Source organism: Mycobacterium sp. JS623, from assembly GCF_000328565.1.
In the GTDB taxonomy this organism is placed as follows: domain Bacteria; phylum Actinomycetota; class Actinomycetes; order Mycobacteriales; family Mycobacteriaceae; genus Mycobacterium.
The window spans coordinates 81,908-100,739 of record NC_019966.1 but is presented as its reverse complement, the minus strand read 5'-3'; the positions used below and the strand labels follow the sequence as shown (position 1 = coordinate 100,739).

At 65.0% G+C, this 18,832-nt stretch carries 19 protein-coding genes; 1 reads left to right on the top strand and 18 read right to left on the bottom strand.

Features of this window, described 5'->3' with window-relative positions:
- Positions 1–2 precede the first annotated feature (2 nt).
- The 16 genes from MYCSM_RS00495 to fadD5 form a co-directional block, all read right to left on the bottom strand.
- Entirely contained in the window at positions 3–773 is a 771-nt protein-coding gene (locus MYCSM_RS00495) for a fructosamine kinase family protein (protein ID WP_015304152.1), read from the bottom strand.
- Entirely contained in the window at positions 773–1,603 is an 831-nt protein-coding gene (locus MYCSM_RS00490; RefSeq protein ID WP_015304151.1) for an SDR family NAD(P)-dependent oxidoreductase, read from the bottom strand. The genes MYCSM_RS00495 and MYCSM_RS00490 overlap by 1 nt, the downstream gene beginning before the upstream one ends.
- A 10-nt stretch (positions 1,604–1,613) precedes the next feature.
- A complete protein-coding gene (locus MYCSM_RS00485; RefSeq protein WP_015304150.1) occupies positions 1,614–2,306 on the bottom strand; it encodes a YoaK family protein in 693 nt (230 codons plus the stop codon).
- A 6-nt stretch (positions 2,307–2,312) separates the two neighbouring features.
- The gene (locus MYCSM_RS00480; RefSeq protein ID WP_015304149.1) at positions 2,313–3,077 is read right to left on the bottom strand and encodes a hypothetical protein; all 765 of its coding nucleotides are present in this window, start codon (positions 3,075–3,077) and stop codon (positions 2,313–2,315) included.
- Between the two features lie 77 nt (positions 3,078–3,154).
- Positions 3,155–3,706 (bottom strand): hypothetical protein, encoded by a 552-nt coding sequence (locus MYCSM_RS00475; RefSeq protein ID WP_015304148.1) that lies wholly within the window; start codon positions 3,704–3,706, stop codon positions 3,155–3,157.
- On the bottom strand, positions 3,703–4,680 hold the full coding sequence (locus tag MYCSM_RS00470; protein ID WP_015304147.1) for an RDD family protein: 978 nt from the start codon (positions 4,678–4,680) through the stop codon (positions 3,703–3,705). The genes MYCSM_RS00475 and MYCSM_RS00470 overlap by 4 nt, the downstream gene beginning before the upstream one ends.
- Positions 4,677–5,342: a hypothetical protein gene (locus tag MYCSM_RS00465; protein ID WP_015304146.1), complete on the bottom strand. Its 666-nt coding sequence runs from the start codon at positions 5,340–5,342 to the stop codon at positions 4,677–4,679. Before MYCSM_RS00465 ends, MYCSM_RS00470 begins: the two co-directional genes overlap by 4 nt.
- Positions 5,312–6,889, bottom strand: coding sequence for an MCE family protein (locus MYCSM_RS00460; protein WP_015304145.1), 1,578 nt, complete (start codon positions 6,887–6,889; stop codon positions 5,312–5,314). Before MYCSM_RS00460 ends, MYCSM_RS00465 begins: the two co-directional genes overlap by 31 nt.
- A 3-nt stretch (positions 6,890–6,892) precedes the next feature.
- Positions 6,893–8,041 carry a virulence factor Mce family protein gene (locus MYCSM_RS00455; protein ID WP_015304144.1) on the bottom strand — a complete coding sequence of 383 codons (1,149 nt, stop codon included), beginning with the start codon at positions 8,039–8,041 and terminating at the stop codon, positions 6,893–6,895.
- On the bottom strand, positions 8,042–9,694 hold the full coding sequence (locus MYCSM_RS00450; protein ID WP_015304143.1) for a virulence factor Mce family protein: 1,653 nt from the start codon (positions 9,692–9,694) through the stop codon (positions 8,042–8,044).
- A 5-nt stretch (positions 9,695–9,699) separates the two neighbouring features.
- Positions 9,700–11,274, bottom strand: a complete 1,575-nt coding sequence (locus tag MYCSM_RS00445) for a virulence factor Mce family protein (protein ID WP_015304142.1) — start codon at positions 11,272–11,274, stop codon at positions 9,700–9,702.
- On the bottom strand, positions 11,271–12,302 hold the full coding sequence (locus tag MYCSM_RS00440) for a virulence factor Mce family protein (protein WP_015304141.1): 1,032 nt from the start codon (positions 12,300–12,302) through the stop codon (positions 11,271–11,273). The genes MYCSM_RS00445 and MYCSM_RS00440 overlap by 4 nt, the downstream gene beginning before the upstream one ends.
- On the bottom strand, positions 12,299–13,576 hold the full coding sequence (locus MYCSM_RS00435) for an MCE family protein (RefSeq protein ID WP_015304140.1): 1,278 nt from the start codon (positions 13,574–13,576) through the stop codon (positions 12,299–12,301). The genes MYCSM_RS00440 and MYCSM_RS00435 overlap by 4 nt, the downstream gene beginning before the upstream one ends.
- Before the next feature lie 3 nt (positions 13,577–13,579).
- Positions 13,580–14,449: an MlaE family ABC transporter permease gene (locus tag MYCSM_RS00430; RefSeq protein WP_015304139.1), complete on the bottom strand. Its 870-nt coding sequence runs from the start codon at positions 14,447–14,449 to the stop codon at positions 13,580–13,582.
- Position 14,450: 1 nt separating this feature from the next.
- A complete protein-coding gene (locus MYCSM_RS00425; RefSeq protein WP_015304138.1) occupies positions 14,451–15,245 on the bottom strand; it encodes an MlaE family ABC transporter permease in 795 nt (264 codons plus the stop codon).
- A gap of 212 nt (positions 15,246–15,457) precedes the next feature.
- Positions 15,458–17,089 carry a fatty-acid--CoA ligase FadD5 gene (fadD5, locus tag MYCSM_RS00420; RefSeq protein WP_015304137.1) on the bottom strand — a complete coding sequence of 544 codons (1,632 nt, stop codon included), beginning with the start codon at positions 17,087–17,089 and terminating at the stop codon, positions 15,458–15,460.
- A 126-nt stretch (positions 17,090–17,215) separates the two neighbouring features.
- Between fadD5 and MYCSM_RS00415 the strand changes: the two genes are divergently transcribed.
- Complete coding sequence (locus MYCSM_RS00415; RefSeq protein WP_015304136.1) at positions 17,216–17,908, top strand: GntR family transcriptional regulator; 693 nt, start codon at positions 17,216–17,218, stop codon at positions 17,906–17,908.
- 1 nt (position 17,909) lies between these two features.
- On the opposite strand, the gene MYCSM_RS00410 is transcribed toward MYCSM_RS00415, so the two are convergent.
- Positions 17,910–18,353 (bottom strand): SRPBCC family protein, encoded by a 444-nt coding sequence (locus tag MYCSM_RS00410; protein ID WP_015304135.1) that lies wholly within the window; start codon positions 18,351–18,353, stop codon positions 17,910–17,912.
- Positions 18,328–18,786 (bottom strand): acyl-CoA thioesterase, encoded by a 459-nt coding sequence (locus tag MYCSM_RS00405; RefSeq protein ID WP_015304134.1) that lies wholly within the window; start codon positions 18,784–18,786, stop codon positions 18,328–18,330. Before MYCSM_RS00405 ends, MYCSM_RS00410 begins: the two co-directional genes overlap by 26 nt.
- Between the last annotated feature and the right edge of the window lie 46 nt (positions 18,787–18,832).

Here is an 18,832-nt window from a genome sequence, read left to right as displayed (position 1 = left end):
CGTTATCGGTCTTTGCCGGCACGCAGTGCACTCGCTGCGGCAAACGCCGTCTGGCGCGCATACCCGCCGCCGAACAGTGCCACGTGAGCAAGCAACGGGTAGAGCTGATGCAGTCCGACGCGGTCCCGCCAGCCCTCGCGCAACGGCCGCTGCGCCTGATAGCCCTCGATCACCGCGTCGAGATGTGGGCAGCCGAACAGCGCCAGCATGGCGAGGTCTGTTTCCCGGTGCCCGCCGTGGGCCGCCGGGTCGATCAGCACTGCGCCGCCGGGCGTCCACATCACGTTGCCGCTCCACAGGTCGCCGTGCAACCGGGCGGGCGGATCGTCGTCGTCGAACTCGCCCTCATCGCAGTGCGCCATCACAGTGTCGATGGCGTTGCACGTGGGCGTGTCCAGTTGGCTCGCCGCCCGTCCGGTCATCGGAGCCAATCGTTCGTTGGCGTAGAAGCTGCCCCACCGATCACCAGCCGTGTAGGACATGGGCAGCGGCTGCTGCAGCGGCCCGAAGTAGCCGGGGCCCGTCCATCCCTGCGGTGGCGCACCGAATGCATCCGCCCCGGCGTCGTGGGTGCGGGCCAGTCGACGGCCGAACTCATGCGCAGCGGTGCGGGTTGGCGCCGCGACCTCCAGCCTCTCCAACGTCAGGCTGACGTCGTCGTAGCCGATCACCTTGGCGCATGGCACGCCGTCGGCGTCCGAAAGCCATTGCAGCCCAGCGGCTTCGCAGGCAAAGAACCCTGCAGGCGCGCTACCGCTGCGCTTGACGAACACTACGGTTGGCCTGCCACGCGTCGCAACACCACATCACGCACGGCCGTTGGCAGGTTCGTCATCAGCGCCACCTGCAGCTTGTTGCCTGCGCCGACGAGATAGCGCGCACGCGGTCTGCGCGCGGTCAGCGCCTGCTCGACCACGGCGGACACCTTGTCGGCGGGCACGGCGAGCTTCTGGGATATCGGGATCGTCTTCCTGAATCCCGCGATGTGCTTTGCATACAGGGCTCGGTGCTCAGACGTCAGTGCGGCCTCGGTCTGTTCGACCATGTCGTCGGCGGTGCGCCACATGTCGGTGTCGGTCTGCGCGGGCTCGACGATCACCACGCCAATGCCCCAGGGCCGCAACTCCATTCGCAGGGCATCGGCGGCCGCCTCCAGCGCGAACTTGCTTGCGCAGTAGGCGCCGATCAGCGACATCGAGAGGCGACCGTTCACGCTTGAGATGAACACCACCCGCCCCCGCGATGCACGTAGCCGCGGAAGCACCGCCCTGGTGACGGCGAGCTGCCCGATCACGTTGATCTCCAGCTGCTTTCGCCAATCATCGGGCGTGAGGGCCTCCATTGGCCCGCTCACCACAATGCCCGCGTTGTTGACGACCGCGTCCAGCCGCTCTGGCAGCGACCGGTCGAGTGCGGCGATGTGTCCGGCATCGGTGACGTCGAGGAGAACCGAGGAGATCCGCTGCGGGTTCAGCGCGATCACCGCGGCGCCATCGGCGTCGCTGCGGACTCCAGCGATGACATCCCAGCCGCGCCCCGCCAAATGCTGGACGATCGACTTGCCGATTCCGCGACTGGCGCCGGTGACGAGTACTGAGGGCATGCGCCCGAGACTAGTCCGCGGTCCCCTCGCCTCTTCGCGGACCGAATCGGAAGACCACCGCCGCAACTGCCACCACGCCAGCGGAAAGCCCGATCACCGGCGCGACGAACCACCGCGTCAACGTCGCGCCCACGAACGCTCCTGCGCACATCGTCAGCACCACGCTGTAGCGCAGCTTCTCGCGATGTCCGGTGCCGCCGGCGACTCGGCTGTCGAAGCCGATGCCCACGATCGTCGTCGTCAGCACCGTGGTGGACAGCTCCTGGATGCCGAACTGCCGGGCCGTCGCGGCTTGGCTGCCGAACGTCAGCGCCAACCCGGCGATCAGGATCAGCTTGGTGTTGTCGTGGTAATCGAGCACACCCGCCCCGCTGAGTATCGCCAGCGTTGCAAGCATGGCGACTTCGACGCCGAGGGTCACGGTGAGCCAGCGGCGGACATTGCCGTCGAGGTGTCGCGACAGCCGACCGCCGAGTACCGCGCCTGTCACAAAGCTGACGAATGCGACCAGCGCTGCGGTCATGTCCACGACGGTGTGCGGTGCGAACCAGAATCCGAGGAAGATCACGTTGCCGGTCATGTTCGCGACGAAGACGTGGCCGAGCACCAGCACACTGATCGCATCGACGATGCCCGTCGAGAACGTCAGCAGCAGCAGGCCAACGACCGTCGTCCGCTCAGAAACGGGAGAGACGACCGGCATGCCCGGCTACAGCTGCGGCGTCAGATCGAACGACGTCACCGTCGACATCCGCGTGATCAACCACTTCGCATCGTGGCGCTGCAGGGTCAACCGGTAGGACAGGTAACGCAGGGACGGGATGTTCTTCGAACCCGGGCTGGTGGCAACCGAATTCGTGTACACCAGGGCGGTGGCCTCCTGGGGGCTCACGCTCTCGACGGCCGTGCCCATCACCTGCGTGGTGTTGGTGACCTGAGCCTGCTTGTTGGTAGCCACGATCGCGTCGATGTACTTGCGGTACTCATTTGCGAAGTCACCCCCCAGATATCCGGCAGCCCGCTCCGGCAAGGCGTCCATGTTGTCAGGGGTGTAGGTCCATAGCGTGGTGATCGCGTTTGCGGCCGTCCTGGCGATGTCCAGCTTGGTGTTCACCAGTGCCCGGTCGGCCAGATATGGCTGCAACATCGCACCGGCGAAGCCGGCCGCTGCGACGAAGAGAACGCTCGCCACGCCCGCCACAATGGTCAGCCGCTTCCCCGCAGGCCGGTGCGGCACCATCACCACGTCTTCCTGCGGCGCCTCGTCGCCGGAGTCCGTCTCCGGTTCGGCGGCCTCGTCCGTCGTCGCTGAAACCGGTTCAGCTTCAGTAGCTTTCGGCTTACGGCGGAACAGACCCCTGCGCCTCGGCATGGCGGCAGGTTCCTCGGCGACTTCGGGTTCGGGCTCCGGTTCGCCGGCGCTCGTCTCGGCCGCGTCCCCGCGGCTTGCAGCCAGCTGCTGACGCCGCGGCATCCGATGACGATGACGGGCAGCCTTGCCGGTCGGTGTCTTCACAGGCTCCGCGGACTGATCCGGCGGTTCAGCACTGGTCAGATCACCTGGATCAGGTTGCTGATCTTCCACTGCTGTCCTTCCTTGACCGCCGTTGCCACCCAACGGCTTCCGCTCTCGACTGTCTGCTTCCCATCCGGCGACTTCGTCGTAATCTTCGTCGCCACCAACACGTCAGCGCTGCCGTCGTCGCGCCACCGCTGCAGCCCGGCTTCGAGGACGCTTCCGGTGGTCGGCTCGGCGCGAGCCACCTGAAGCAGGATCTCGTTCTGCTTGTCCTTGAACATCTTCGCGAACTCACCGGTGCCCTGCGCCAGGACCCGGTCCGCATACGCGTTGGCGTGGAACGGGTCCAACGTCGTGTATTCGACCATGAATTGGCGCACGTAGCCCAACGCGTCCGCCTCTTTGGTCGCCGCCTGGGTGTCTTTCACATGCTGGATCAACATGAAGGTGCTGGCGCCGATCGCCGCGGCCATCACCAAAGCCGCCACGATAGCGACGACAGGCAGCCCCCACCGCCGCGGCGGCTTGGGCACCACCTCGAAGAAGTCCTGCTCGTCCGCGTCGAGCTTGCGACGCGGACTCATTGGCCTGCCTGACTCAGCTGGGGCTTCTTCAGCACAATGAGATTGGCGACGCGCCACTGCCCGTCGCGCGACTTGTCGAAATCAGCCCGAACCGTGGCGGTGATGAACTTGAAGTCGCTCGCGTTGGCGCCGCGCTGTCCCTGCATCGCCAACAGCATCGACATGTGGTCTGCGGTCTCCTGGGGAGTCCGTAGCACCGCGCTGCTGACCGCGAAGTACTGGTTCTTGGTGGCGCCAGCCTTGAGCACGGCCTGCTGCTGCGCGATCAGCTGTGGTCGATAGGCATCCGTCGTCAGCGACTGCGCGTGGGAGAAGTCTTGCTGCAACGTGTCCACGTTGTAACTCAGCAGTTGTTCGACGATCCGTGGGCCCTGCTCGGCGATCTGCTGGCGGGCCGAGACCACTGCGCGCTCATGCCCATACACCGTCAGATAGCTCAGGCCGACCCCCGCCGTACACAGCGCCGTCGCGGCGATGAGCACTGCGGCTACCGGGCGATGCATGTCTCGATGCGGCGGCTCGACCTTGTGCACCTCGGTGCGGAGCAACAGGTCGGCGAATGTTCGCCGACGACGATCCCACAGCGGCCACACCCAGCCGACGAACAACGCGGCGGTATCGAGCAGGTGAGCCACGTCGCGCCCGAGCAGCCTCGCCACGCCAACGGCCGAGCCGTCGCGCCCGCGCACGGCAATGCCGAACAGCGCACGGCCCAGCGACCATCCTGTAATCGTCGGCAGCAGTAGCCGGTTGACAGCCATCAACACGATTGCCACCGCGACAACGACTGCGAACACCCACCACGTCCAATCCCGCGGCGGCGCTGTTTTCCAGAGGAGCGCCGCCGTGGCGATCACGCCCAACCCCACAAAGATGTCCACCAGGAAGGCGCCAGCACGCGCCGCCCACGAGGCAGGACCTCCCGCAGCCGGCTCAACGGGTGCCTGAGGCGCCGCGTCGAGGGTTGCGGTCACGAGGCGACCTGCTTGATGTCGGCGATCTTGTAGGTGCCATCGGCCGGCGCCATCTGCACCCGGAGCCGATACCCTTGTTCCTGGTCTGCGGCCTGGGAGTTGGTCACCTTCGTTCGCAGCGCCACCAGCACGTCGATCGAGCCGTCGTCGTTATGCCGCTCCACCGCGGCGCGCAGATCCGTCACCTTCACTTGAACGTTTGCCGCTTGATATGCCTCGGCCAGCACGCTGCTGTACAGCGGCGCCTGCAAGCCGAACGCGCCTGTGGAGCATTCGATGATCTTGGACTGGCTGGCCAGCATCGCTGCCGTGTCCGGCGCCTGCGTGGCCGTCACACAATCCCTGGCCGCGGCAAGGGCGGCTGCCTCGGTGCGGGCAATGGCCTCACTGGCGTGGTGAGACCGCAAGGCCAGGTATCCCCCGGCGGCCGCACCGCCGGCCAGGATGACAAGAAGCGCGCAGATGGACACCACCGAGCCGACGCCAAGCCGCGACGGCCGGCGATCGTCGGTGGCGTCGTCGATGCCGTCCTCGACTTTCGCGAGCGATTCCTCGGCTTCAGAGGCGTCTGTCGATTGTTCTAGGGATACTGCTAACGACTCATCGGGCGTTTCATCAGCATCGGTGGGGTTCAGCTGGCGGGTGCCAGCATCTCCTTCCATCCGTCGTCTCCTGGGTTCTTCGAATTGCTGACGTTGTACTTGACGCCGTCAGGTCCGACCACCTCACCGCTCGACGGGCTGTAGATAGCCGTCGAACCCGGTGGCCCCTGTGCGGGAGTGTACGTACACGGGTTGGGCTGCTGCCCGCTGCACTGGACGCTACCCTGCCCCGGCGGCGACACCGGGTCGCTGGTCGGTGCAGACGCCCGCGCCGGTGGGGGCAACTGATCAGCCGGCAGCGGATTGAGGCCGTTGTTGACCGATGGCGCCGGTATGACTCCGCGCCCCGGATTGACTCCCTGATCACAGCGGGCCGCAGGAGCAGGGCAGGACAGAATCTGGTTCGGGTCGCCATACCAGGGGTTGGTACCCAAGGGCACATACGGCTCGTTACTGTGGCACTCCCTCGGTGTCGCCGCGCGCTTGCCCGGCACATCCGCACAGGGATAGTTGCGGGCGCCGCGAACGACGTTGCCCTGGAAGTCTTTCGGAATCTTGCAGTACGTGCCCGACGGCAGCGGCGCCATGCTGGTGTCGGCTGGTGACCGCCACTGCGAGGCGGGCAGGAACCCCGTCAAACACGGCGGAGGCTGGTTGATCCCCAGGGCCAAGGGCAGCTGACCGACATTGTCGAACAGTGTTCCGGCCTGCGCGACCGCAGCACCCTGCGGGAGGATCACCAGCGTCTGCTCGAGACCCTTGTGGTAGCGCTTGAGCATGTCGAAGACGACGGCCAGATTGGCGAGAGTCTGCGGTAGGGCATCGCGAACATCGCTGAACACGGCCGTCACCTGGTCCAACGTGGGCGCGGCCTGCTCAAGTCCGCTACGCAGGGCTGCGTCCTGCTCGGCTGATTGGGCCGCGATGATGTTGAGGTTGCGGGCCCATTGCTCGATGTTGTCGCCGGAGTCGGCTTGGCTCTGCAGGATCGGCGTCGAGTGCTCGATGATGTCGTTCAGCTCGGGCAGGTTGTCCTTGAAACCCTGCGCAATGTTCGTGGTGGAATCGACCAGCCGCTGCAAAGCCGGGCCCAATCCGCCGACCGCTTTCGAGGTTTCGGTGAGCAGCGTGTCGATCTTCTCCTTGGGCAGGACGGCCAGCCCGCGGTTGGCGGCGTCCAGCGCCGGACCGACCTCGCTGGGCACCGTGTTGTCGTTGATCGAGCCGACGTTCTGGCCGTCGGACAGGAAACGACCGGGGTTGCCCGTAGAGACGATGTCCAGGTACTGCTCACCGATCGCCGAGACGGAGTGCACGTTCGCGGTCGCGTCCGCAGGGATCTTGAACCGGCTGTCGATGCTCATCTCGGCCCGCGCACCACGCTCTGTGGGATCCACGGCGGTGACTTTGCCGATCTGGGTGCCCCGATATGTCACGTTGGCGGTCCCGTAGAGACCGCCGGACCGGGGCAGGTCGGCATAGAGCTTGTACTGCCCGATCCCGGCCAGGCTGGGCACCCGCAGGTAGTACCAGCCCAATACGACGATCGCGATGATCGTCAGGATCGTGAACAGCACCAGCTGGATCTTGATGAAACGGGTCAGCACTGCTCACTCACCCCTTTCAACCAGCGGACCGTTCGGCGCGTCATGCGGATTCGGGGTGAATCGCACATCGGGAATCATCGTCTCCGGGTCGCGGCCCCAGCTCTGCTCGAGCGCGCGCAGCATGCCCGAGATACCGGTACCCGACAAGAACCCGTTGTCCAGTCCCGACAGGGTGAGGTCGACCATCAACGACACGTTGAGGAAGTCGCCACGGACCACCTTCGGCACGTTCTCGATGGAGAACGGCGCGGTGAGCATCAGCTTCAGGGCACCGATCAGATAGGGCGACGCCCGGCCGAGCTGCTTGAGTGGCCGCTGGAGGTTCTGCAGGTTGGTGTGCAGGTTATCGCTGGACGGAGCCAGAGCATTGTCGGCGGCCCTGCTGATCCGGCCGAGCGCCTCCACCGCATTTGCGAACAGATCCCGGGTGTCGGCGAAATGCTTGATAAGCGGCGGGAATTCGGTGAGTACCCGATCGAGTGTCTGATCACGTTGGCCCACGATCGTCAACAGCCGATTGGTCGAATCAATGGCCCGCGTGATGTCCTGACGCTGCTGATTCAGTTGGTCGGTGAAAGTGTCCAACTTGTTGAGGAATGCACGGATCTGATCGGCCCGGCCCGTCAGCAGGTTGTTGACCTCGGTCTGGATCGTTTCGAGGTTCTGGACGCCGCCCCCGCGCAGGATCGTCGCGATGCTCGCCAGCACCCGCTCGGTGGTGGGGAAGGCTGAGCTGTTCTGCAGCGGGATGGTGTCACCGTTCTTCAGCTCACCCTGGGGGTTGGGCGGCGGATCGAGCTGCACGTGTTGACTGCCGAGCAGGCTGGTCTGGCCGATCTTGGCCAGCGTGTTCTTCGGTAGCTTCACGTCGGGTTGCAGCTCGAGGGTCAGTGTCGCGACCCAGTTCTTCAACTCGATCGACCGCACCCGGCCGACGTACACATCGGCCACGCGTACCCGGCTATTCACGTTGAGCGCCAACGTATCCGGCATCTGCACGTAGATCGTCGTGTTCCTGCTGCCGGTGCCCGGTCCGCCGGGCAGCGGCACATTGGCGATGCCCTTCCACGAACCGCACGCGCTCAGTACCAATGCGACCACAATCAACGCGACGCTGCGCTGGGCGATCCTGCTCCATTTACGTGCAGTCATCTAATGACCTGCCTCAGCGGGTAGTGGCGGGCCCGCAGGCGGCGGCCCGGCCGGGGCGGCGGGGCCCGGGCCTGGCCCGGCAGCGGGCGCGGACAGCGGCGACCCACCGGGGTCACCGGGTATCACCCCGGGTGCCGGGGCAGGCGGTGGCCCAGGCTGCGGATACCACGGCGGCGGCAGCGGGTTGTTCTCGTTATACGAGTCCGGCGGGCCGGGCAGGTTGCCCCCTGGCGGCGCCCCGAAGGCCGGTGGAGCTCCGGGGATCACACAGTCGGGTCCACCCATCAATTCTGCGAGGCACTCCGGCGTCAGCATGTTGGAGGTGAACGGTTGCACGTCGACACCCTGCATGCCGGGAGCGGCGACCCAGCCCGGCTCGTGGTTACCAAACGAGAACAAGGTATCGCGGGAGAAGACGCCGGGCACCGTGGTGTCCTTGTAGCCCCCCGGCGGGTGCAGACGCGGCTCTGAGTACGCGATCTCCTTGGGCAGCGTCATCGCGGTGTTGAACTCATTGATACCGATCGGGGGGAAGTTGAACTTGATCGCGTCGAGGATGGGCGCCAAGTACTGGGCACATAGTTCGGCAGATTCTTGGTACCCCAATCGGCTGCCGGCCTGAATAGCGCTGCACACAAACTGCATTGGGTTCGCGAAGTTGGCGATGGCGGGCAAGCCCATGACACCGCCGGTGACCGGCGACACGATGTTCATCAGGTTCGCACCGAGCGTCGGGAACACGTGCAGGGCGGTTTCCAGACCGTTGAGCGGCTCCGGTTGCAGAATCGCATTGGTCACGTCGGCCAAGTTGTTGACGTCGTGGGTCAGCACCTCGCCGTTCTTGTTGATGAACTGACGGGTCGTCGTCAACAACTGGTTGAGGTCCTGCAGCGCGTTGGCCACCTCGCGGTCGGTGTTGGTGAACGCGTTGGTGAATTGCGCGAGATCGTGATTCAGCGCGACGAACTGCTGATCGCTCTTGTACAGCGCGTTGACGAACAGGGCCAGACTCTTGATCACGCTGAAGAAGTCGCCCCGGCCCTCGTTGAGGGTGTAGAGCGCCTCCGACAGTCCTTTCAGGGTCTTGTTGAGCTGATCGCCCTTGCCGGCGAAGCCGTTCGCGGCCGATTCGATGATGTCGCCGAAGGGCCCCTTCGGCTGGTCCTTCGTCGGCCCGAGTTCGGTCAGGATCCGGTTGATCGAGTCGCGGAGCTGATCGTATTCGACGGGCACCTGCGTCCGGTCGATCGGAATGACCGCGTTGTCTTCCATGACGGGCCCGCCGGTGTACGGCGGCGACAGCTGGATATTGCGCGATGCGACCAGGCTGGGATTCAGGATCGACGCTGTGGCGTTGGCCGGGACCTTGTATTTGTTCTCGTAGGAGAAGGTCACCTTCATCTTGTCGCCTGCCGGCTCGATCTTGTCGATCGAGCCGACCTTGATGCCCATGATGTTCACTTTGTCGCCCGGATACAGCGCCAAAGTCTCCGGGAAATAGGCGACGACGGTGTTGGTGGTCAGCTTCTTGTACACGTTCCAGCCGACGATGGCAGCCACCAGTGCGAGAATCACGATCAGCGCACCGATGATCAGCGCCCCCCGAGAGATGTTGCCGGTCTTGATGTTTCGGATGTTGAAGACAGTCGACATCTAACTCAGCCCCCCTGCGATCCGGGCGGGAGGTACGGCGGATTGCCCGGCAGCGGCGGCGTGCCTGCCGGCCCGGCGTCGGGACCGGGCCCCGGCGGCGGTGGCGGACCGGTCAGGGCAGGCGGCAGCGGGGCGATACCCGGGGTGAAGTCCGGCGGCTGCGGCGGCAGCGGGCCCACCGGCACGGTGCGCGCTCCGGGCGGCCCCGGCGCGATCGGTACGGGCGCGCCCGGCATGTCCGGCGGCAGCTGACCCGGGATGGCAGCGGCAGGCACGCCCGGCGTGAAACCGGGCCCGTTCGGATTCGGATTCGAGGTTGCAACGTCGGGCGGAGGATACTCAGGACCGCCGAACGGCCCGGTCGTTAGGCCCGCGCACGGCAGGGGGTCTCCCGGCCGCGGCAGGCCCTCAGGAACGCCAGGCGTGTACGAGCACGGCGAGCCCTTCAGAACGCCGGGGCCGGGATGTTCCGGCGTACCTTCGAGCACCGTCGGCGCAGGCGCAGGCGCGCCATTCGGGAACCGCTGGCCGTTCGGATCGGGGAACCGGAAAGCCGGCAGGCCCGCATCGCCCCAGAACTTCTCCGGGTCGATACCGCGCTTCTTGAATGCGGCGTCAACGAACGGCTGCAGGATCTGGTAGGGCAGCAGATTCGCCAAAAAGACTTTGAAGAACGGGCCGGAGGCGACCGCCTCACCAAGGGACGCAACGAATTTCGCTACGGTGGTCAGCGTCTGCATCAGATCGAACTTGCGGTCCCTTAGCACGTCGCTGATGGTGCGCAGTTGCTCGAGCACGTGGTTGAGGTTCGGGTTGTCGTCGATGAAACCCTTCACCTGTTCAGAGAACGACGCGACCCTTTCGAGCAGCATGCTGACTTCGTAGTGGCGTTCATTGATCGCTGCCAACAGCGACTGGGCATTGACGAACAGTTGGTTGATCTGCGCGCTGCGGTTGCCGAGGACGCCCGCGATCTTGTTGGCGTTGGCGAGCAGTTGCTTGACCTCATCGTCGCGCTTGCCGATGGTGTCGGAGAACCGCGCCACCCCGTCGAGTGCCGCGGACAGATGCGGATACGTCTGATCGATGGTCTCGGACAGCACATTCAGCGACCGCTTCACCGTCTGGGTGTCCCAGCCAGAGGCCGCCTTGGTCACGTCGAAGAATGCGTCGTAAATCTGGTACGGAGTGGTGGTCTGACCCAACGGCAGAACGCCGTTGGCGCGCAACGGGTCAGTGCCGCGCGGTTCGATCTCCATATTGCGCCGACCCAGAATCGTGTCGGTGCGGATCGATGCGCGACTCGCGGTGCCGATCTGGGTGCCCTGCAGCGAGTAGCCGATCACTACCTTGTCCCCGTCGATTCGCATCGACCGAACTTGACCGACGTCGACGCCGGCAATGCGCACCTTGTCACCCGTGCCGATGCCGCCGGTGTCGGAGAACTGTGCGTAGTAGGTGGGTGTCGCGAAGAGCATCGGAACGCTCGCGAAGCTCTGGCCGACGCCGAGCACCAGAATCAGGATGATGATGCCCATCAACCCGTTTCGGATGCGGTCCGACCCCTCGAGTGTCCTCATTGCGGCGTGCACCTACCCGACGGCTGACTGGTGAGTTTGACAGTGCGAACCGGACCGCCGGGCTGCAGCCCGAACGTCTTCAGCGTGATATCGCAGGCGTAGAAGTTGAAGAAGTCGCCGTAGATACCACCGGCGCGACCGATGATGTTGAACGCCGTCGGCAGCCTGACCAAGATGTCGTTGAGCTGTTCCTTCTGATCCACAAGCGGCTGCTGGACTCCCTCGAGATAGGTGATCGTGCTTTGCAGCAGTGGCCGGTTGTCGGCGAGCAGGTCCGCGATTGTGCCCGCAGCGTCACTGATGTCCGCCACCGAGCTGGCAATCGGGTCCTTGCGATTCTTCAGACCGGTGATGAGCTTCTCGAAATTCTGGACCGTCTCGTCGAACTGCTGCTGGTGCTTGACGGTCGTGTCGAGCACGGTGTTCAGATTGCGGATCACCTCGCCAATGGCTTGGTCGCGATCGGCCAGTGCCGATGTGAGCGATGCGGTCTGGTCCAGGATGTCGTTGATGGTGCCCCCCTGGCCCTGAAACACCGTGATGATCGACTGGGCGATGTTGTTCACCTTGGCGGGGTCCAGTGCCCGAAAAACCGGACGGAAGCCGCCGATCAGCGCATCCAGATCGAGCGCGGGCTGGGTTCGCTCGATCGGGATGGTGCCGCCGGCCGGCAGGCGCTTGTTGCTGTCGCCGCGCTTGAGCTCCATGTAGCGGTCGCCGATCAGGTTCAGATACCGGATGGACGCCGTGGTCCCGTCGAACAGTTGCAGCGAGCGATCGACGCTGAAGTGCACCTTCGCCTGCGAGCCACCGTCCATCAGTTCGATTTTGGAGACCTTGCCGACCTCGACGCCGGAAGCGCGGACGAACTGCCCGGCTCGAAGGCCACTGACGTTGGAGAAGACCGCCGTGTATCCGGTGGTGCGGTCGAACCGCATCTGACCGAACACCACGATGATCATCGCGGTGAAAAGCAACAGCACCAGCGAGAAGATGCCGAGCTTTATAGCAGTACCGGTGATTTTCATGGGTTGATCGTGTACTCCCCGAACTGACGCCCCCAGACGTATTCGATCCCAGGAGCGATGACCGGAATCGGGGCCGGAAGCAGCGGAATGATGCACGGCGGCAGGCCGGCGCAACCGAACGGCGAGGCGAGTGCCAGGTGGTTGTACGGCGCAATCGATGCACCGGTGTCCATGACCAGGTACGGCGCGGGCCACAGATCGCGCGTGATCGGTTGCCAGCAGCCCGGCCTGCCCTCGGGGCCGCCCCTGGCGTTCACCCGAGGCAGATTGTCCGGATAGACGTAGGGGTTGCCCGGGCCGATCAGCTCGCTGGTGGTCCGAAGCGAATACCCGTTGCCACCCAGGGACGCTGCGACCTTTGGCTCCACGTCGTGGAAGTTGCGGATCGTGCAGAACAGCGCGGGGCTGTATGTGTCGAGCAGCTGCGAGGTGGGCACCAGGTCGGCAGTGCCACGGACCAGGTAGGGACCGCTGCGTTCGAAGATGTCGCCGCCGGTATTACCGAATCCGACAGCCGCCATCAGCGCCTGGTCGATGTTGCCCTGCTCCGCATTGAGCGTGCGCGCGGTGGTGACGGCGTTCTCCAGGCCGTCGAACAGGTCTGGCGCCGCGTTGGCGTAGACGTCACCCAGATCGGCGAGCAGCTGGTTGTCGCGGCGGATCTGGGGCATCAGCGGATTGACGTCGTCCAGGATCTGGTTGCCGTGAATGATCGACTGGCCGAACCGATCACCCAGCCCGCTGAGCGCTTCGGCGGTGGCGCTCAATGTCTGGTTCAACTTGATCGGGTCGACCTGCTGGGCCACCTCGACGACCGTCTCGAACAAGGTGTTGAACTCGGTCGTCACCGACGTCGCGTCAATCACATCCGACGGGGAAATGCGTTGCGGCGTCGGGTTTTTCGGCGACGTGAAGGATATGTACTTGTTGCCGAACACTGTGGTGGCGGTGATGGCGGCATTCACGTTCTTGGGAATCAAGTGCAGATATTTGCGATCTACCTTGAGCGTGATCCTCGCCTTGGGCTCGCCCCCGACATCGATCTGGTCGACGTTGCCGACCCTGCCGATCTCAACACCGTTGTAGGTCACCTTTGCGCCGGGATCCATCGAAAGGCCGGCCCGCGCCGCCATCATCGTCAGATCCTCGCGGTCGAGGAAGGTGCCGCGGAACTGGAGGAAGACCAGGACCATCGCGACGACGACCAGTAGCGTCAAGACCGCGCCCGCCGCCTTGAACGGTGGTGTGCGGGACTTGTTCACGGGTGCGGTCATCGGCTACACCGTCAAGTTGAAGTTGGGGTCGACGCCGTAGAGCGCCAACGCGACGAACAGAACCACCAACGCCACCGCCACCAACGACGCCCGCATGGCCCGCCCGACCGCCTCGCCGACACCGACGGGGCCACCGCTGGCGAAATAGCCGTAGTAGCAGTGGTTGAGCATGACGATCACCGAGATGATGATCGCGTCCATGAAAGACCAGAACACGTCCTCGGGCCGCAGGAACGTGCGGAAGTAGTGGTCATACGTGCCGGTCGACTGGCCGTAGAACAACGTGGTGGTCACTTGACCGGACAGGAAGGACAGGATCATCGCCATCGCGTAGAGCGGGATGATCACCACGAAGCCGGCCATGATTCGAGTCGAGACCAGGTAGGAGATCGACTTGATGCCCATCACCTCGAGGGCATCGATCTCCTCGCTGATCCGCATGGCGCCCAGTTCGGCCGTCGCGCCGGCGCCGACGACCGCAGCCAACGCGACGCCGGACACCAGCGGAGCAGCGGATCGCACATTGATCATCGCGGCGAAGAATCCGGTGAAGGCCTCGACGCCGATATTGCCGAGCGATGCAAAACCCTGGATCGCCACCAGCGACGACCCGGACAAGCTGACGAAGCCGACGATCGCCGCGGTACCGCCGATGACAGCCATCGCGCCGGTGCCCATGCCGATCTCGGCGATCAGCCGCAGCGTCTCCTTGCGGTAGTACCGCAGCGCATGACCGGTTGCGCCCAGTGCGGTGACGATGAACCACGCGACGTGGCCGACACTGTCGAGGAATCGCGCAGGCGCACCGGCGACTCTTTCAGCACGCGCGGTTCCCCGCGGGAATCGTGAGCGCAGAACGGCGCCGGTACTCATGTCAGCGCCCCGTTCCGAACCGCACGCCGATCGTGGTCAGAACCACGTTGACGGCGAACAGCGCGATGACGCACAGGACCAGCGTCTCGTTGACCGCAGTTCCGACGCCCTTGGCGCCGCCCGAGACCGTGAGTCCGCGGTAGCAGCCGACCAGCCCGGCGATCAGGCCGAAGACCGTGGCCTTGATGACCGAGATCAGCACTTCGGGCAGGCCGGTAATCAGTGTCAGCGTCGAGACGTAGGCGCCCGCCGACACGTTCTGCAGGTACACGCCGAAGACGAATCCGCCGACCAAGCCGATGGTCACCACGGCGCCGTTGAGCAACAACGCGACGAAAGTCGATGCGACCACACGAGGCACCACCAGGCGGTGGATCGGATCGATGCCGAGCACCTCGAGCGCGTCGATCTCTTCACGAATGGTGCGCGCGCCGAGGTCTGCGCAAATGGCTGTCGACCCAGCGCCTGCCACCACCAGCACGGTGACCAGCGGGCCCAACTGAGTGACGGCGCCGATTGCCGCGCCCGCACCGGACACGTCGGCGGCGCCGAACTCGGCGAGCAGGATGTTCAGCAGGAAGATCAGCAGCACAGTCAGCGGCGCGGAGACCGCGAGGGTCGGCAGGAACGACACCCGGAACAAGAACCAGCTCTGAAGGATGAATTCGCGCCACTGGAAGGGCCGGAACAGTGCCCTCCCGGTCAGCACGCACATACGAGTAAAACCGCCGACGGCCTGCAGGGCAGGTCTGGTCTGCTCTCGGACATAGCCGACCATGCCGGTCGACGCCGTCACCAGGTCGCTCCCACCACGAAACCGTGACGGTCGTGGCGCAGCGGCAGCCCGTGTCGCACGCCCCCTCCTTGCCCCAACCCCGTGTGTGTGATGTCCGTCTCCCTACTCGCAAGTAGTAAGACGGACCACAGGACTGTACCCGATGCTGTACCGCCAGTGCACCGCATCGGCAGGATTGTGCCCGTAACCGTTAGCAAACCCTCCCCCGTCCGTTAAATGTCTTGTGCCGCAGCAGAAACCGTTGGCGGAGTAGAACTTTCGCCAGCGTCAATGAAACTTTCCGCGCCGAACCGCGCTCGCAGTTCTGTTTTCAGGACTTTGCCAGCTGGGTTGCGTGGCAGCGCAGCGACGATCTCCAGCGCCTTCGGATGCTTGTACCGGGCCAGCCGCTCGGTCAGGAATCCGTCGAGATCGGAGAGGTAGAGGTCGCTGCGAACGGCCGCTACCGCCACCGGCACTTCGCCCCACCTCTGGTCTGGACGCCCGATCACCGCCACCTCGACGATGGCGGGGTGTGCGGCCAGCGCGTTTTCGACCTCAGCACAGTAGATGTTCTCGCCGCCGGAGATGATCATGTCCTTCTTGCGGTCGACGACCCAGACATAACCCTCGTCGTCCTGGCGGACCAGGTCGCCGGAGTGAAACCAACCACCGTGGAACGCCTCGGCGGTGGCCTTCGGGTTGTTCCAGTAGCCGGCCATCAGCGTTGGTGCCCGGTAGACGATTTCGCCGACCTGGCCGACTGGGACGTCGTTCATGTTCTCGTCGACGACGCGCGCGGCCACCGTCGGGATAACTTTGCCGACCGAGCCGAGCTTGCGAATTGCGTCCTGCGCCAACAACATACAAGTCACCGGCGACATCTCGGTCTGTCCGAACGCGGCATAGATCTGCGTACCGGGAAAGGTCTCGGCCATCTCGCGCAGCAGGGTGTCCGACGCCGGTGCGGCGCCCCACGACAGCACTCGCAGCGCCAGCTTTCGCGGGTTGGCCCGCTGCTCGGCGACCACCGCCTGCCACTGCGCGGGCACCAGGAACATCGTCGTCACCTGTTCGGCCTGGAGCACGTCGAGCAGATGGGCGGGATCAAAGGCGCCAAGGGGATAGATGACCGTCGGCAGCCCGAGCTGCAGCGGGGTGATCGTGTTACCGATGCCGGCGATGTGGAACAGCGGCACCCCGATGAAGCCGACATCATTGTTGACGTCGGCCGCGATCGTGAACAGATTGGTCATCGCCTGGCCCGCGATGTTGGTGTGGGTGAGCACCGCGCCCTTCGGCCTGCCCGTGGTGCCCGACGTGTACATGATCAGCGCGGGCGAGTCGTTGGGGATATCGACAACTGGGGCCGGGTCCCCCTGTTCTGCGATCACGTCGTCATAGCCGATGACTGCGTCATCGGTGGCGCCACCAGCGACGATCACGGTCTGCAGCGTCGGGTCGAGGTCCCGCACGGCGGTGGCCACGCCGGCCAGCACGGTTTCAGTGACCACGACGCGGGCCTGGCAGTCGCTGACCAGGAACGCGATCTCCGGCGGGGTCATCCGGAAGTTCACCGGTACGGCGATGGCGCCCAGTTTGTTGGCGGCAAGGAACGATTCGACGAACTCGGTGCGGTTGAGCATGAGGATCAGCACGCGGTCACCGAAACGGACTCCGCGCCTGCTCAGCGCAGCCGCCAGCGCGGTCACCCTGCGGTCGAGCTCACCCCAGGTCGTCGTGTGACCGAGGAACCGCAGCGCCGTGGCCTCGGGCTGCATCAACGCGTGCCTGGCGAGCTGCGTGATCCAGTTCTGCCGACGCGCCAGATACGGCTGGTCGGTAGGTGACGGCTCAGCGGTCAACAGCTAGTGCTCCCTCGGGCGGCGGGTTGCGCGGCGTTGATATTTGATCAAACATTATGTTGCCGTGGTCACACTAAGACCTCGGCGCCGCGGGGACAAGCCCACGCGAGACAACCGGAGAGAGCCATGAACGCACCCGCCAGACCCCGCTCACAGCGGCGGCTGGCGGTACGCCGCGAGCAGCTCTCCGACGAGGTCGCAGCACGGCTACGCACCGACATCATGACCGGCACGCTGCGGCCGGGGACCTTCATCCGGCTCGACGAAACCGCCGCTGCGCTGGGCGTCAGCATCACACCGGTCCGCGAGGCGCTGCGCACTCTGCGTGGCGAGGGCATGGTTCAGCTCGAGCCGCACCGCGGGCACGTGGTGGTGCCGCTGACCCGCAACGACATCGAGGACATCTTCTGGCTGCAGGCCACGATCGCTAAGGAGCTGGCCGCCACCGCGGCAGCACGGATCACCGACGCGCAGGCCGACGAGCTGGAGCGGCTCAATGAGACCCTCGCCGTTGCCGTTGACGGTGGCAATCCCGAGGAGATCGTCGCGGCGGAGTTCACCTTCCACCGGGCGTTCAACCGGACAACGGACCGAATCAAGCTGGCGTGGTTCCTGCTGCACGTCGCGCGCTACATACCCGGACAGATCTATGCCAGTGAACCGGCGTGGGGTGCAGCGGCGGTGGCAGGCCATCGCGAGCTCATCGCCGCGTTGCGCCGTCGCGACGTGGACACCGTCGTCCGGCTCACGTCACGTGAGTTCACCGACGCAGCACAGCGTTTGGTGGCCCGGCTCGAGGAGATCGGGTTGTGGAGCTGAGTTAGGGTTTGGCCGCCAGATGCTCGGCGCGCGTCTTGAGGTTGTCGGCCAGATAGTCCAGCGTGTCTCCGATCGCCTTCTTCACCATCGGCCCCGGGATCGGCAGCTTGGTCTCGACCTCGAAGTCGACGGTCAATAGAGAGGTCGCGCCCATCGGCACCACCGAGAACCGCTGCTCCTGCTTCTCGAAGAACTCGCCCTGCTGCAGCACGGTGTAGATCTGGTTTTCTGCCGGGTAGTAGACCGCGGTGATGAACGTGCCCGACTGGCCCTGGACGGTGACGTCGAGACGCAGCTGACTCGGTCTGCCGTCGTCATATCTGGCCAGCACCCAGCAGCCCTTGATCTCCTCGTTCCACTCCGGATACGACTCGAAGTCGGCGACGATCGCCATGATCTTCTCCGCGGGCGCGGTTACCTCAACTGTCTTGCTTACGAGCGGCATCCGGCGAGCATATCGACTCCAGCAGCGACCGAATCGGCCCCGGGATCGGCACCGGCCGCCTGCTCTCACGGTCGACGTACACATGCACCCAATGCCCGACCGCTGCCAGCGGCTGATAGGCCTGGAACAGCGCCAACCGATACGTGACGCTGCTATTGCCGAGCCGGCCGACGGCCACCCCGACGACCAGCGGATCGGGGAACTTCAACTCCGCGAAGTACTTGCAACCCGACTCCGCGACCACTCCCAGCCAGGGCACCGTCAGCGGATCGATGCCACACGTCGTATTGATCCACCCGTTGATCGCGGTGTCGAACAGTTCGTAGTACACCGCGTTGTTGAGGTGGCCGAACATGTCGTTGTCCGTCCATCGGGTCAGCACCGGCCAGTGCACCGGGAAATCCGCGCTGGTGAGCGATTGCTCGCTTGTCATGGCAGCAGTCTGGCAGTAGTTGGATTGCCGGCTCCGCCGGCGTCAC